The sequence below is a fragment of the Amycolatopsis speibonae genome, assembly GCF_042647925.1.
GTDB classification, from domain to species: domain Bacteria; phylum Actinomycetota; class Actinomycetes; order Mycobacteriales; family Pseudonocardiaceae; genus Amycolatopsis; species Amycolatopsis speibonae.
The window spans coordinates 1-13,933 of record NZ_JBHRWK010000090.1 but is presented as its reverse complement, the minus strand read 5'-3'; the positions used below and the strand labels follow the sequence as shown (position 1 = coordinate 13,933).

Genomic DNA, 13,933 nt, shown 5'->3' with positions numbered 1-13,933 from the left:
CCGAAGCCCCTGGCACCCACCTCCCCCTCGAGGTGCCGGGGGCTTCTTACGTCAGCTTCGCGGGGCGGCGCGCTGGATCTCGGGGAAGACGTCACCGACCAGCGTGACCAGCGACTTGCTGAGCAGCGTGTGCACCTGGGTGCGATCGAGTGAACCGCGCACGAGCCATTCGCGGCCCGCCGCCTTGACCATGCCGCCGAACGCTCGGACGAGCGCGTTCAGTTCCTTCCCGTGTTCGCTCTCGCGGGAGAGGCCGACCGCTTCGAGCACCCTGTCCGCCGATTCGCGATCGGCCTCTTCGAGGATCCGTTCGACTTCGAGGTCGCGGCCGATGCCCTCCGGCGCGATCGCGGCCAGCCACATCTTCTCCTGGCTGGTGACCATGTCCAGGAACCACTCGATGGCGGCGTCGGCGCGCAGTTCGAGCGGGCCGTCCGGCAGGATCTCGACCGCGAGCCGCGGTACGGTCAGCGCCCGCCGGATGATCTCCAAATAGAGTTCCCGTTTGGTACCGAAGTAGTGGTTGATCAGACCCCGGGCCACCCCGGCCTCCGCCGCGATGTCCGATGTGGACACTTCCGAGTAAGGACGGGCCCCGAAAAGGCGGGCCGCGCAGGCGAAGATCTGCTCTTTGCGCTCGTCCGGTTCCAGTCTCCGCCATCTCGGCGCCGGCTCGGTGGTCATACGTCATAGCCTCCCACGATCGATTCAGCCGGGCTGGCTGGTCACCGGATTCGGTGTGACATATAAAAGCAAAGTGTCAGTTAATCCGGCGTGTACCGTCTGTTGGCCCGCTGGTCTTTACCGTCTTCTTTCAGGTGGCATGCCGTGCGCGCTGTCGGGGCGCGTTTGCCTCCTACCGGCCCGGCCTGGCGAGTAACCCCCCCTAGCTCGCCAGGCCCGGGCCTTCTTATCGGGGTGAAGGCCGCTCGGCGGGCAAGAGCAACGTGAACGTCGTCGGCGACGGGCTGGTCAGCCGCAGCCGCCCGCCCTCCGCCTCGGACAGGCTCCGCGCCAGCCGCAGCCCGATCCCGTGCCCTTCATGTTCCTCGGTCCGGTCCTCGGTCACGAACGGATCGTGCCCGTCGGCGAGGGCGCCCTCGTCGCTCACGTCGATGGCCAGCGCGTCCCCGGCGTCGCGCGCGAGGACGGTGACCGTGCCACGCCCGTGTGTCGCCGCGTTGTCCAGCAGCACGGCGAGCACCTGCCGTACGGCCGCGTCGGCCGCCCGCGCCGGCAGGGCCTCACGACCGCTGATCCGCAGCGCCCGGCCGCGTCCGGCGAGCAGGCCGTGCCAGGTCTGACGGACCTCCTCGAAGAGTTTGCCCAGGTCGAGCAGCGCACGCGGGGCCCTGGTCTGCTTGGCCAGCGCCAGCAGGTCGTCGATCGTGCGTTCCAGCCTGTCGGCCGACACGATGCCGTCGCGGATCGTCACGTAGGGGTCGCGATCGGGGCTTTCCAGCGCCGCCTCGAGTTGCAGGCGTAGCCCGGTCAGCGGGGTCCGCAGCTGGTGGGAGGCGTCGGAGGAGAAGGTCCGCTCCCGTTCGAGGGTCTCGCCGATCCGCTCGGAGGTCACGTCGAGCGCTTCGGCGACTTGATCGATCTCCCGGACGCCGGTGCGGCCGGCGCGCACGGTGAAGTCGCCCTCGCCGAGGCGTTCGGCGGTGCCCGCGAGGTCCTCCAGCGGCCGAGCCAGCCGGGTGGCGATCCGGCGCGCGATCAGCCAGCTGGCCCCGATCGCGATGACGGCGAGCCCCGCCATCTTCAGCCAGGTCAGCCGGATCCGGTCGTCCAGTTCGGACCGGGGATGGGCGGCGCGGACCACCCCGACCAGCGACGGTCCGCTGAGCACCGGGACGGCCAGGACCACCTCGTCGTCCCGCGTCCCGGTCGACATGTCGGTGTAGTGCGCCTCGCGGACGAAGCGGTCTTCGGCGGCGGGGCCGTCACCGAGCAAGAGCCTGCCTGTCGGCGTGTAGACCGCGACCCTGATGCCGCGGATCCGGTCCTCGTCCGGTTTGGCGGGCCTGAGCTCCGGGAGCCTGCCGTTGGCGAGGTCCCCGGTCACGGCGAGGACGACCGTGTCGGCGACCCGTTCGAGATCGTGGGTCGAGTTGCCCTCGTGGAATCTGGCGACCGCGATGGCCAGCGGCGCCCCGAAGAGGCTGATCGCCAGCACCGCGGCCAGCACGGTGAGGGTGACGATCCGGCGGCGCACGGACCGAGTGTGGCCGAAGAGGACGAGGATCACCCACCCGACGCGATATTTTGCCGTCCGTTGACCTGAGATCAAGGCGATGTTGGCCCCGTTCGCTTTACCTTGGGGCCATGCGCCGACGTGCCGCCGTCATGGCAGGCCCGGGGCCCGGATCCGTCCCCCTCGTCCGGTTCGCCGTCCCGGGCGAATGTGTGGCCGTGCTGCCCACCGGAAGTGGTGAAGCCCCCGGTGGTGCTCCCGGCGTCGGCGTGTTGCTCAGACGCGGGAACCTCTTCGGCCATCTCACCGTCGGGCAGAACGTCCTGCTGGCCGGGCGGCTCGCCGGCCGTCGCGCCCTCGAAAGCGCCGACGACCTGCTCGAACTGGTCGGCCTGCCCGGCCGGGGTGACGCCTATCCGGACACGCTGTCGGCGCTGGAAGGCTCGCGGGCCGGGGTCGCGGTCGCCCTCGCCGGGGCGCCCGAGGTGGTCGTCGCCGACGAACCGGCCGGCGAACTCGACGGGCTCGCCGCCCTCGAACTCATGGATCTGCTGTGCGCCGTCGCGGCCCGCGGGACGGCCGTCGTCGTGGCGACGCGTGATCCCGAGATCGCGGCGGCCGCGCACCGGGTCGTGAGAGTGGCGTGACAGCACCACTGGTCCGCACCGACGAACTGGCGCACACCTATGGATCCGGGCTGACCGCGGTGGTCGCCGTGCATGGCGTCAGCTGCGCGATCAGCGCGGACACCCGCGCGGTGGTGACCGGCCGGGCCGGTGCCGGGAAGACCACGCTGCTGCACCTGCTCGCCGGGATGAAGAAACCGACGGCCGGCACCATCGCCTGGCCCGCGTTCGAGCCGTCGCCGCCGGGTCCCGACCTGATCGGGCTGGTCCTGCAGGACGGCGGGCTGCTGCGCGATCTCGACGTCCGGCTCAACGTCGCCCTGCCGCTGGTCCTCGCGGGCCGGACAGGCACCGCTGTCCGCGACGCCGTCGATGGCGCGCTGGACCTGGTGGGCCTCACCGGCTTCGCGAAGAAGGCGCCCCGTGACCTGACCGGCGAGCAGATCAGGCTGGCCATCCTGGCGAGGGCGCTCGCGCCCGCGCCGAAACTGATCCTCGCCGACGACCCGGCGGGCTGGCTGGACCGGCGGGCGGGCGAACGGCTTCTCGACAGGCTCGTGCGGGCGGCGGACCGGTTGGCCGCCGGGCTGCTGGTGGCCACGGCGGAGCAGGCGCCGGATGGGCTGTTCGGCGAACGCTGGGCGATGGTCGACGGGAAGCTGGTGCGGGGCCGGTGATCGCGGCGATGGCGTTGTGGGTCGGCGGGATCGCGCGCGTGCGGCCCGTCCGGCTCGGCATTCCCGCGGCCGGGGTCACGATCGTGACCACCTTGCTCGCGGTGCACGGCTGGGCCTGGGAGCCGGCGCCACCGTGGGTGCCCGCGGCGGTGCTCGTGGTGCTGCTGGCCGCCCCGTCAGAGCGTTCGCTGCGCGGGGATCAGGACCTCTTGCGCGCCCGCGGCGCGACCGGCGCACAAGTGCTCGGGCTGGCCGCGGCCGAAGCCGTGGCCGCGGGGCTGGCCGGTGCCCTCTTCGGCATCGTGCTTTCGCTGGCGGGTGGTTTTCTGCCCGGGACCGGCTTGTCCCTCGTCTGGGAAATCGTTCTCTTGCTGCTCGCGGGGCTGTTCGTCGCGGCCGTCGCCGTCCTGCCCCCGGTGGTACGCGAGTGGTATTTCATGCCCGCGGACGACGGGCCGCCCTGGTGGTCGCCCTACGGCCTCGATCTCATCCTGCTCGCGCTCGCCTTCGTCTGGCCGCTGCTCGGCTGGGCGGGCGGCACGATGCTGTTGTGGCGGCTGGTGGAGCTGGGACTGCGTAAGGGGAAGCGCGCGATCGGCGGGGTGCTCCGGCCCCTCGTCTCCGGGCTCGCGGGTGTGCTCGCGCTGTCCATTTCGTGGCGGAGCGCACTGCTGGCGCGGTCGGTGGCGCTGGTCGCGCTGGCCGTGGGCTTCGCGATCTCGTCCGCCCTCACCAGGGACGGCTGTGTCGCGGCCGACGTGGACCGGATGGCGTCGCTCGTGCTCGCCGCCGCCGCGGCGGGGCCGTCGTTCGGGCTGGCGCTCAACGAACGCCGTCGTGACCTGCTGATCGTCAGCACTCTCGGCGGGAAACGCCGTCAGGTGGCGACGTTCATCGCGGGCGACGCGCTGATCGTCGGCGGCGGGGGACTGATCGCCGGGCACCTGCTGGGCGTGTTGTTCGTCGTGCTCACGCCGGCGGAATGGGGGGCCTTCCCCCACGGTTACTTCGCGATGCTGGGGGCGGTGGTGATCGTTTCGTGCGTGGCGGCGTCGGCGCGGATAGCGCAACTCGCCGCCCGCGACGAGGTCTCGGACCTACGGGATTACTGACTCTCGAAGGGCTGTTCGAGCCGGTAACCGTGGCCTCGCAAGGTCGAAATCCTCGGTGCCTGCTCGGGCGTGGGCGCCGATTCGGTCAGTTTCCGCCGCAGCGCGGCGATGTGGACGTCCAGGGTCTTCGTGGAGCCGTACCAGTGCGCGTCCCACACCTCTGACATCAGGGTGTCCCGGCTGACCGCGACTCCCGGCTGCTCGGCCAGCCGCGCGAGCAGGTCGAACTCCTTGGCCCGCAACGAGATCTCCCGGCCGCCGACGCTGACCCGCCGACCGGCGGTGTCCACCCGCAGATGCCCGACGGCGATCGCGGGCCTGCTCTCCGGCGGAGCGGTCCCGCGCCGCAGATGCGCCCGCACCCTGGCGAGCAGTTCGCCGAGACGGATGGGTTTGGTGAGGTAGTCGTCGGCGCCGGCCTCCAGGCCCACGACGACGTCCATCTCCTCCTGGCGGGCGGTCAGGATCACCAGGACCGCGCCCGGGAGCGCCGCGCGCAGCCGGCGGCAGACCTCGACCCCGTCCAGATCCGGCAGACCGAGGTCGAGCAGGACGAAGTCGATGTCGTCGGCCGCCGCGGCCGCGAGCGCGGTGCGCCCGTCGCGCTGCCAGGAAACCTCGTAGCCGTGCAGGCGGAGGGTCGATTCGAGGACGCCACCGATCGCGTCGTCGTCTTCCACCACCAGCAATTTCGGCATGCGGGGGAGCTTAACCGTTGAACACTGTTCTTTTCGGCTAAGACGTTACGAACACCACCCCTTCCGTAACAGGGCGCTAACGTTTCCCTGTGAGCTTCCGCTTGTATGTCCACAAAGGACAGAGCGCGGCGGCGGCGAGACACAGCCAGGCGAACACGTCACCGACACGGCTGTACACGGTCTGTGTTCTCGGCTGGACCGGAAGATCCGCGACGAGCGTCTGCTGATCGGTGCGGAAGTAGTCGGCGTGCCCGAGAACGCGGCCCTGACTGTCCACGGCTGTGGAATTTCCGTGGACGGAGTGCCGGAAGAGCGAGTAACCGTTTTCCACCGCGCGGAACGTGGCCTTTTCCGCGTGCAAAGTGCCGAATCCCGGCCAGTCGTTGGCGGGCACGAGCATCAGCGCGGTCTCCTTGTCCGCGGCCTGGCGCATCAGGTCGCGGAAATCCGCGTCGTAGCAGATGACCGTCGCGAGCCGTCCGTACGGCGAATCCGCGGTGGGGACGACGCCGGGACCGGGAGTCATCGGTTCCATCGGTGTCGGATGCGTCTTGTCGTAGGTCCAAGACACTTCGCCGCTCGGGGCGACGAGCGCCGCCACGTTGCGGATGTAGGGAGCTTGCGCGGTGTAGAGCGCGTAGGCGAGTTCAACGTGGATGCCCGCTTGCTTCGCTTCGGCGCCGACTCGCTTCAGCAGCGCGTCCTGGTCGCGTTCCAGTACCCGGGCATGCGTTTCCGGCCAGACGACGATCTTCGCCCCCGCCGAGGCCTGCTGCCGGGTCCTGGTCACGAGATCGTCGGTGACCGGCGCGAACGCCGCGCCGACCGCCGCGGGGTCGGCTGCACTGACTTCCTGGGCACGCCAGTACTTGACGTTGATCCGCTCCAGCGCATCGGCGCTCGCCTTGTCCGCGTCGGCCGAGGGGCTGATTCCCGCGATCCGGACGGTCTGAGTCGTCGGGGCGTCGAACAGCAACCGCGCGCCACCGGCGAGGAACACCAGGCCGAGCACGCAGGCGTGGACGAGCGCCGTTCGCTTGACCCGCGGCCATCCGTCGGCCCAACCGGTGTTCACCACCGAGGCGAACCACGCGAGGGCGAAGGTGATGCCGTACACGCCGGTGACGGACGCCGTTTGGAGCAGCGGCAGATTCCCGGACTGGGTGCTGCCGAGCGCGCCGAAGTCCCCGAAGCCGGTGATCACCGTGAAGAGGTACTCGCCCGCGACGAGCGTCACCGGGAACACCAGCGTCTTCAGCGGTCCCGCGTGCTCGGCGAGCAGGCGGTCGGCCAGGAACGCCGTCGTCTGCAGCGCCGCGAGCAGGATGAAGGCGAGCAACCCGGAGAGCACGAACAGCAGGCCGGTGACCCCGAGCCAGAACAGTTGCCCGAGCAGCAGGGACAGGCCCACCATCCGGATCGCGCGCCGGACGGGGACCTGCCGGGCGTAGCGGAGCAGGAAGATCGGGAACACCCAGGCGGCGAAGGGGACGTTCCAATCGGTGTGGACGGCGAGCAGGAGCAGCGCCGTTCCCAGCCACCAGAGCAACCGTGGTTTCATATCGCGAACGGTAGGAAACCACGGCCGCCCGGACAGCCCACCCAGGGCAGGGATGCCCCTTACTTTCGTCAGGTCTCAGGCGACGTGATCCCGGTACGCGGCGATGGTCTCCGCGAGGACTTCGCCGCCGGGACGGCGCCAGAGGTCGGCGTCGAACACCTCGACCTCGATCGGCCCGGTGTACCCGGCGGCCTCGACGCACGCCTTCAGATGCCGGTGGTCGATCGGGCCGTCACCGGGCAGCGCCCGGCCGAGCAGCGTGTCGGTCAACGGCACCTTCTGGTCGCATACATGGAATCCGGCGATCCGCCCGGCCGCCGCCGCGATCGACTCCTCGATCCGCGGGTCCCACCACACGTGGAACTCGTCGACGATCACGCCGACCTGCTCGGCCGGATGCTCAAGCGCGACGGCCAGCGCCTGATCCACAGTGGACAGCACCGAACGTTCGGCGCACTGCATGGGGTGCAGGGGCTCCAGGCCGAGGCGCACCCCGCGCTCACCGGCGTACGGAGCCAGCTCGCCGACGGCGTCCGCGACCCGCTGCCGCGACGACGCCAGATCGCCGTTCACCCCGCCGACGACGAGGACGAGGACGTCCGCCCCCAGCGCGGCGGCTTCGTCGATCGCCTCCCTTGTCTGCGCGACACCGTCCACAGGGGACCCCTCCGGGGTGATCCCGGTGAAGAAACCGCCGCGGCACAACGACGAAACGCCGACGTCGTATTCCTTGAGCAGCCGGGCCGTTTCCGCGACGCCGGTCTCGGCGACCTTGTCCCGCCACAGGCCGATCCAGCGGACGCCGGTCTCGGCGCAGCCCGCCACGGCCTCCGGCAGCGACCACGCCTTGGTGGTGATCTGGTTCAGGCTCAACCGGTCCATCACGCCACCCCCGCCGCGGCCAGCAGCGGCCGCATCCTCGCGACGGCGAGGTCCGGGTCGGCGAGTGCCCCGGCGGCGTCCGCCAGCCGGAGCAGTTCGGCCAGATGCGTGATGGACCTGGCCGATTCGCGGCCCGCGACCATCCGGAAATGCTCCTGGTGCCCGTTGAGGTAGGCGAGGAAGACGACGCCGGTCTTGTAGTTCCTGGTGGGCGCGCGGAAGATCGCCCTGGAGAGCGCGACCGTCGGGTCCAGCAGGCCGTGGAAGCCCGTCTTGTCGCCTTCGTCGAGCCGGGCGAGCGCGGCGCCCGCGACCTGCGCGACGGCGTCGAAGATGCCCAGAAGTGCTTCGCTGTGGCCGTGGTCGTCCCCGGCGATGAGTTCCGGGTAATTGAAGTCGTCGCCCGTGTAGCACTTGACGCCTTCGGGCAGCGCGCGGCGGAACTCGGTCTCGATCGACGCGTCGAGTACGGAGACCTTGACGCCCGCGATCACGCCGGCGTGCTCGGTGCAGAGCCTGCCCAGTTCCTTGGCGGCCTCGCGGACGTCGCCGTGCCCCCAGTAGCCCGCCAGCGCCGGGTCGAACTGCTCGCCCAGCCAGTGCAACAGGACCGGACGGTCGGCGCCGGAGAGCAGTTTCCCGTACGCGGCATGGTAATCCTCGGGCCCGGACGCCGACGCGGCCAGCGCCCGGCTGGCCATCACGACCGGGATCGCCCCGGCCCCGCCGACCAGGTCCAGCTGCTCACGCCAGGCGTCCACAATGGACTCCGCGGTCGCGCCGCCGCCGGGGAGCTGGTCGGTGCCGACCCCCGCGACCCACGGCCGTCCGGCGGCGAGCGCGCCGGTGCGGCGGATGAGGTCCTTGGTGGTGTCCCAGTCCAGGCCCATGCCGCGCTGCGCGGTGTCCATCGCCTCGGCCACGCCGAGACCACAGGACCACAGGTGTTCGCGGAAGGCGAGCGTCGTGTCCCAGTCCAGCACCGCGCCTTCTTCGGGATCGGCGGCGGCGAGCGGGTCGGCGACCACGTGCGCGGCCGCGTAGGCGATCCGGGAGGTCGGCGGCGACGCCGGTTTCGCGGGCGTTTCCGCCCCTTGCGGCGTCCACTCCACCAGTCCGCCGTCGGCGGTGGGCAGGGCGATCAAGGTCATCGGGTCTCCGTGGCGCGGGGGTGAGAAAGCGCTTTCTCAGACCACGTTAAGTCACGCCGCGGGCGCCGCACAAGGTTTTCAGCGAGCGGGGGAAGCGGTGCTGGAGCGCAGGACGACCTCGCCGGACATGCGCACCACGCGCGGCCTGGTCCCGGGAGAGGCCTTGAGTGCCAGGTCCATGGCCCGTTCGCCCAGCTTCTCCAGTGGCAGCGCGACCGTGCTCAGCGCCGGCGTGAGATCGCGCACTACCGGGATGTCGTCGAAACCGGCGATGGACATCTCGCCGGGCACGGAGACACCCGCGTCACGCAGTGCCGCCATCGCGCCGATCGCCATCACGTCGGTCACCGCGAACACGCACGTCGGCCACTGCTTGCGCGGCCGGGCGAGGATCTTCTCCATCGCCTCGTAACCGCCGTCGCGGGTGAACGCCGCCTCGGCGACGTCGTCCTCGGCCAGTTCGACGCCGTTCTCCAGCAGTTCCGCGGCGAAGCCGTCGAGGCGGTCGACGACGGTCGTCAGGCTCCTCGGCCCGGCGAGTACGGCGAACCGCCGGTGCCCGAGGCCCAGCAGCGCTTTCGCCAGTTCGGCGCCGCCACCCCGGTTGTCGGGCTGGACGGAGTCCACTTTGAGCCCGCGGTGCCTGCTGACCGCGGCGACGTGCCCGCCGCCGCGCCGGTACGGCTCGAGTTCGGCGGCCATCGCCTTTTCCCACGCCTTGTCTTCGAACGCGGAGCCGATCAGCAGAATCGCCGACGCGCGCTGGGCACGCAGCGTCGAGACATACGCGACCTCCTTCGCCGGATCGCGGAACGTGCTCGCGAGCATCACGAGAAGATCGTTTTCACTCGCCACCCGCATGACCCCGCCGGCGATCGCCGCGAAATAGGGATCGCCGACGTCGTGGCAGATTACCCCGACGCATGCCTGTGAGCCACCGGCCAGTGCCTGAGCGTGAGCATTGGGGGTATAGGACAGGTCGGCGGCCGCGGCGATCACTCGTTCGCGGAGATCCCCCCGGACGGTGGCGGTGCCGTTGAGTACGCGGGAAGCGGTCGCGAGCGAGACGTCCGCGGTGCGAGCCACATCTTCCAGCGTCACGTGGGGGCGGGCCTTCATCGATCCTCCAAGCTGGCGTTTGGGGCATAGTGGCGGACATGCTCGGCCTTTACCCGGAAATCGAACCTTACGTCCAAGGGATGTTGCCTGTCGGTGACGGCAATGAGATCTATTGGGAGGAATGCGGCGATCCCGAGGGCAAACCGGTGATCTTCCTGCACGGTGGCCCCGGAGGTGGTTCGAGCCCGAGACATCGCAGACTGTTCGATCCGGAGCGGTACCGGATCGTCCTTTTCGACCAGCGCGGCTGCGGGCGCAGCACGCCGAACTGTGCCACCCCGGAAGCGGATCTTTCGGTCAACACGACGTGGCACCTGGTCGCCGACATCGAGCGGTTGCGCGAGCATCTCGACATCGAACACTGGATGGTCTTCGGCGGCTCGTGGGGGAGTGTGCTCGGGCTGACCTACGCGGAAACCCATCCCGCGCGGGCCACGGAACTCGTCCTCCGCGGGGTGGCCACGTTGCGGGTGAAGGAACTGCAGTGGCTCTTCGGCGGGGGCGCGGCGTTCCTCTTCCCCGAAGCGTGGTCGCGTTTCCTGGCCCCGGTGCCGTTTTCGCGTCGCCAGGACAACCTGATCGAGGTCTACCACGAACTGCTGAGCCACCCGGATCCCGCCGTGCACGGTCCCGCCGCGATCGCGTGGAGCCGATGGGAGGGGGAAACGGTCAAACTGCGCCCGCAGGACGAAGTGATCGACGCGTTCAGCGATCCCGCGTTCGCGCTCGCGATCGCGCGGATCGAGAACCACTACTTCCGGCACGGCGGCTGGCTGGCCGAGCACCAGCTGTTCCGGGACGCCGGGAAGCTCCGCGACATCCCGTGCGTTCTGGTCCAGGGACGCTACGACGTGGTCACCCCGGCCATCACCGCGTGGGAGCTCAGCCAGGTGCTGCCCACCGCGGAGCTGGTGATGGTCGGCGATTCGGGTCACGCGTTCGACGAGCCCGGCACCCTGCACGAGTTGATCAGCGCGACCGACCGGTTCGCGTCAGACTGGCAGGGCGCGAGCACACATCGGCACGAGGAGAGGAACGCAGACATGCTTTTCGGTGACGAGCACGTCCGTCGCTACGAAGAGACCGACGGCGAGGTGGGCCACGACTGGGAGAAGGGCGCACCCTGCCTCATCCTCACCACCAAGGGCCGCAAGACCGGCGAGGACCGCAAGTTCCCGCTGATCTACCAGTTCGACGACGAGAACAACCCCGTCATCGTCGCCTCCAAGGGCGGCGCGCCGGAGGACCCGGGCTGGTACAAGAACCTGCAGGCGAACCCCGAGGTCAAGGTGCAGGTCAAGGCGGACAAGTTCACCGCGCGGGCCCGGACCATCGACGGCGAGGAGCGCGCGAAGCTGTGGGAGAAGCTCGCCGCGGTCTGGCCGGACTACAACGAGTACGCGAAGAAGACCGACCGTGAGATCCCCGTGGTGGTCCTCGAACGCGTGTGATCCGCGCCGCGTTAACGCGGGGATCGAGCCGAACCGGACCGGGTTCGGCTACGAATTACGTTCATGGTGCCGATACCCCGTGAACGCTGGACCGCACTGAGCCCCGGTTCGGGTGACTTGCTGACGTTCCGCCAGATGGTCGCCTTCGGCCGGCGCTTCGCCCGCGCCGGCCGGGGGTTCTGGTTCAGCCTCGCGATCAACGTCGTGTGGCCGTTCCTGGTGCTGTTCACCCGGTTCCGGGTGCGCGGCGGCGAGCACCTGCTCTCGACCGGCGGATTCCTGGTCGCGTCGAACCACCTCTCGTTCGCCGATCCGACGACCGTGACGGCGTACTGCCTCGCGCACGGCCGGGTCCCGCGTTATCTGGCGAAGGCGAGCCTGTGGGACGCGCCGGTGGTCGGCTCGGTGATGCGCTCGGGCAAGCACATCCCGGTCTACCGCGGGGCGGCCACCGCGTCGGACGCGTACCGCGACGCGGTACGCGCCGTCCGCGAGGGTGAATGCGTCGTCATCTTCCCGGAGGCGACCTTCACTGATCACCCGGACGGGTGGCCCATGCGCGGCAAGACCGGCATCGCGCGGATCGCGCTGGAAACCGGCGTCCCGGTGATCCCGCTGGCGAACTGGGGCACGCACCACCTGCTGCCGTCGGACGCCGTGCTTCCGCGTACCTTTCCTCGCAAGACCGTGAACCTGATCGCGGGGCCGCCGGTGGATCTCTCGGACCTCATGACGCCCTCGCCATCACGCGAGGTGCTGGAGGAGGCGACCGAGCGGATCATGGCCGCGGTGACCGAGCTGTTGATCGAGGTCCGCGGCTCCCGCCCCGAGTAGGCAGTCTCACCCTTCGGACAGTGCCGGCGAAGGGTAGGTTTCGAAGTATGAGCTCACACTATGACGTCGTTGTTCTGGGCGCCGGGGTCGGCGGTTACGTGGCGGCGATCCGGGCGTCGCAACTGGGGCTGAGCGCGGCGGTCGTGGAGGAGAAATACTGGGGCGGGGTGTGCCTCAACGTCGGCTGTATCCCGTCGAAGGCACTGCTGCGCAACGCCGAACTCGCGCACATCGTCACCAAAGAGGCGAAATCCTTCGGGATCCAGGTCGAGGGGCAGGTCACCTTCGACTACCAGGCAGCCTACGACCGCAGCCGCAAGGTCGCGGACGGTCGCGTCAAGGGCGTGCACTTCCTGATGAAGAAGAACAAGATCACCGAATACGACGGGCACGGGACGTTCCTCGACGCGAACACCATCGAGGTCGACGGCGAGCGGATCACCTTCGACAACTGCGTGATCGCCACCGGCGCGACCGCGCGCCTGCTGCCCGGAACCACGCGCAGCGACCGCGTGGTCACCTACGAACAGCAGATCATGGAAAACGAACTGCCGGACAGCATCGTCATCGCCGGCGCGGGCGCGATCGGCGTCGAATTCGCCTACGTGCTGCACAACTACGGCGTGAAGGTGACCATCGTCGAATACCTCGACCGGATGGTCCCGCTCGAAGACGCCGAAGTCTCCGCCGAACTCGCGCGCCGCTATCGGAAACTCGGTATCGAGGTGCTCACCTCGACCAAGGTCGAGACGATCGACGACACCGGCGACCGCGTGCTGGTGACCGTGTCGAAGAACGGCGAGTCCAGGGTGCTGGAAGCGGACAAGGTGTTGCAGGCCATCGGTTTCCAGCCTCGGGTCGAGGGCTATGGCCTGGACAAGACCGGCGTGGAACTGACCGACCGCGGCGCGATCGCCATCGACTCGCGCGGTCGCACCAACGTCCCGCACCTCTTCGCCATCGGCGACGTCACCGCGAAACTGATGCTCGCGCACGCGTCGGAGTCCATGGGCGTCGTCGCCGCCGAGACCATCGCGGGCGCCGAGACCATGGAACTCGACTTCGTGATGATCCCGCGCGCCACCTACTGTCAGCCGCAGATCGCCAGCTTCGGCTGGACCGAAGAACAGGCCCGCGAAAAGGGCTTCGACGTCCAGGTGGCGAAGTTCCCCTTCAGCGCCAACGGAAAGGCGCACGGCCTCGGCGAGGCCGTCGGCTTCGTGAAGATCCTGAGCGACGCTACGCATGGCGAGTTGCTTGGGGCGCACCTGATCGGGCCCGAGGTGACCGAACTGCTGCCGGAGCTGACCTTGGCGCAGCAGTGGGACCTGACGGTGCACGAAATCTCGCGGAACGTCCACGCCCACCCGACCCTGGGCGAGGCCGTGAAGGAAGCCATCCACGGCCTGGCCGGGCACATGATCAACATGTAAGCCTCGTGAGTAGTGCAGGCTGTCGTCACTTCGGTCGCCCGTCATGACTGGGCCGATGAGGCGGCACTGTGTGGATTTTGACCCATCTAACGATGCTGTTGGTTTTCTCTGGTCAGGCGGCTGGGGTGAGGGAGAGGTGGCGGACTGGGCTGGTTCGTGTGGTGGCGCGTAGGGTTCCGATGAGCCAGGCGC

Annotated in this window: 13 protein-coding genes and 1 pseudogene; 7 read left to right on the top strand and 7 right to left on the bottom strand. The window is 69.5% G+C overall.

The genetic code is table 11. The features are described from left to right. Window positions 1-51: 51 nt before the first annotated feature. Entirely contained in the window at window positions 52-684 is a 633-nt protein-coding gene (locus ACFOSH_RS38735) for a TetR/AcrR family transcriptional regulator (protein WP_378245820.1), read from the bottom strand. 226 nt (window positions 685-910) lie between these two features. Continuing rightward, window positions 911-2,251: a sensor histidine kinase gene (locus ACFOSH_RS38730; RefSeq protein WP_378245818.1), complete on the bottom strand. Its 1,341-nt coding sequence runs from the start codon at window positions 2,249-2,251 to the stop codon at window positions 911-913. A 77-nt stretch (window positions 2,252-2,328) separates the two neighbouring features. Here ACFOSH_RS38730 and ACFOSH_RS38725 point away from each other — a divergent pair, with 77 nt between their 5' ends. Genes ACFOSH_RS38725 through ACFOSH_RS38715 form a run of 3 tightly spaced genes read left to right on the top strand, consistent with a single transcriptional unit; the run spans window position 2,329 to window position 4,612 of the window. Further along, a complete protein-coding gene (locus tag ACFOSH_RS38725; RefSeq protein WP_378245816.1) occupies window positions 2,329-2,844 on the top strand; it encodes a lipoprotein ABC transporter ATP-binding protein in 516 nt (171 codons plus the stop codon). Then, window positions 2,841-3,500, top strand: coding sequence for an ATP-binding cassette domain-containing protein (locus tag ACFOSH_RS38720; protein ID WP_378245814.1), 660 nt, complete (start codon window positions 2,841-2,843; stop codon window positions 3,498-3,500). The genes ACFOSH_RS38725 and ACFOSH_RS38720 overlap by 4 nt, the downstream gene beginning before the upstream one ends. After that, complete coding sequence (locus tag ACFOSH_RS38715) at window positions 3,497-4,612, top strand: ABC transporter permease (protein ID WP_378245812.1); 1,116 nt, start codon at window positions 3,497-3,499, stop codon at window positions 4,610-4,612. Before ACFOSH_RS38720 ends, ACFOSH_RS38715 begins: the two co-directional genes overlap by 4 nt. Here the strand turns inward: ACFOSH_RS38715 and ACFOSH_RS38710 are convergent. From ACFOSH_RS38710 to ACFOSH_RS38690, 5 genes are all read right to left on the bottom strand, one after another. After that, window positions 4,606-5,310 carry a response regulator transcription factor gene (locus tag ACFOSH_RS38710; RefSeq protein WP_378245810.1) on the bottom strand — a complete coding sequence of 235 codons (705 nt, stop codon included), beginning with the start codon at window positions 5,308-5,310 and terminating at the stop codon, window positions 4,606-4,608. The two genes, ACFOSH_RS38715 and ACFOSH_RS38710, sit on opposite strands and share 7 nt — an antisense overlap. 76 nt (window positions 5,311-5,386) lie before the next feature. Further along, entirely contained in the window at window positions 5,387-6,871 is a 1,485-nt protein-coding gene (locus ACFOSH_RS38705) for a nitrilase-related carbon-nitrogen hydrolase (RefSeq protein ID WP_378245808.1), read from the bottom strand. A 75-nt stretch (window positions 6,872-6,946) separates the two neighbouring features. Continuing rightward, window positions 6,947-7,753: a sugar phosphate isomerase/epimerase family protein gene (locus ACFOSH_RS38700; protein WP_378245806.1), complete on the bottom strand. Its 807-nt coding sequence runs from the start codon at window positions 7,751-7,753 to the stop codon at window positions 6,947-6,949. Further along, entirely contained in the window at window positions 7,753-8,904 is a 1,152-nt protein-coding gene (locus ACFOSH_RS38695) for a dihydrodipicolinate synthase family protein (protein WP_378245804.1), read from the bottom strand. Before ACFOSH_RS38695 ends, ACFOSH_RS38700 begins: the two co-directional genes overlap by 1 nt. Window positions 8,905-8,982: 78 nt before the next feature. Further along, a complete protein-coding gene (locus ACFOSH_RS38690; protein WP_378245802.1) occupies window positions 8,983-10,023 on the bottom strand; it encodes a LacI family DNA-binding transcriptional regulator in 1,041 nt (346 codons plus the stop codon). A 38-nt stretch (window positions 10,024-10,061) separates the two neighbouring features. Between ACFOSH_RS38690 and pip the strand changes: the two are divergent. From pip to lpdA, 4 genes and pseudogenes are all read left to right on the top strand, one after another. Beyond that, window positions 10,062-11,000, top strand: a pseudogene (pip, locus tag ACFOSH_RS38685) (prolyl aminopeptidase); the annotation flags it as partial. A 66-nt stretch (window positions 11,001-11,066) separates the two neighbouring features. Further along, window positions 11,067-11,474: a nitroreductase family deazaflavin-dependent oxidoreductase gene (locus ACFOSH_RS45170; RefSeq protein ID WP_449224207.1), complete on the top strand. Its 408-nt coding sequence runs from the start codon at window positions 11,067-11,069 to the stop codon at window positions 11,472-11,474. A 63-nt stretch (window positions 11,475-11,537) separates the two neighbouring features. Next, the gene (locus ACFOSH_RS38680) at window positions 11,538-12,308 is read left to right on the top strand and encodes a lysophospholipid acyltransferase family protein (protein ID WP_378245798.1); all 771 of its coding nucleotides are present in this window, start codon (window positions 11,538-11,540) and stop codon (window positions 12,306-12,308) included. 47 nt (window positions 12,309-12,355) lie between these two features. Then, the gene (lpdA, locus tag ACFOSH_RS38675; RefSeq protein WP_378245796.1) at window positions 12,356-13,741 is read left to right on the top strand and encodes a dihydrolipoyl dehydrogenase; all 1,386 of its coding nucleotides are present in this window, start codon (window positions 12,356-12,358) and stop codon (window positions 13,739-13,741) included. Window positions 13,742-13,933 lie beyond the last annotated feature (192 nt).

Excerpts from the sequence above, each read along its gene's own strand:
- ACFOSH_RS38735 (WP_378245820.1), bottom strand. The coding sequence starts at position 684 with ATGACCACCGAGCCGGCGCCGAGATGGCGGAGACTGGAACCGGACGAG.
- ACFOSH_RS38725 (WP_378245816.1), top strand. The coding sequence starts at position 2,329 with ATGCGCCGACGTGCCGCCGTCATGGCAGGCCCGGGGCCCGGATCCGTC.
- ACFOSH_RS38710 (WP_378245810.1), bottom strand. The coding sequence starts at position 5,310 with ATGCCGAAATTGCTGGTGGTGGAAGACGACGACGCGATCGGTGGCGTC.
- ACFOSH_RS38705 (WP_378245808.1), bottom strand. The coding sequence starts at position 6,871 with ATGAAACCACGGTTGCTCTGGTGGCTGGGAACGGCGCTGCTCCTGCTC.
- ACFOSH_RS38700 (WP_378245806.1), bottom strand. The coding sequence starts at position 7,753 with ATGGACCGGTTGAGCCTGAACCAGATCACCACCAAGGCGTGGTCGCTG.
- ACFOSH_RS38695 (WP_378245804.1), bottom strand. The coding sequence starts at position 8,904 with ATGACCTTGATCGCCCTGCCCACCGCCGACGGCGGACTGGTGGAGTGG.
- ACFOSH_RS38690 (WP_378245802.1), bottom strand. The coding sequence starts at position 10,023 with ATGAAGGCCCGCCCCCACGTGACGCTGGAAGATGTGGCTCGCACCGCG.
- ACFOSH_RS45170 (WP_449224207.1), top strand. The coding sequence starts at position 11,067 with ATGCTTTTCGGTGACGAGCACGTCCGTCGCTACGAAGAGACCGACGGC.
- ACFOSH_RS38680 (WP_378245798.1), top strand. The coding sequence starts at position 11,538 with ATGGTGCCGATACCCCGTGAACGCTGGACCGCACTGAGCCCCGGTTCG.
- lpdA (WP_378245796.1), top strand. The coding sequence starts at position 12,356 with ATGAGCTCACACTATGACGTCGTTGTTCTGGGCGCCGGGGTCGGCGGT.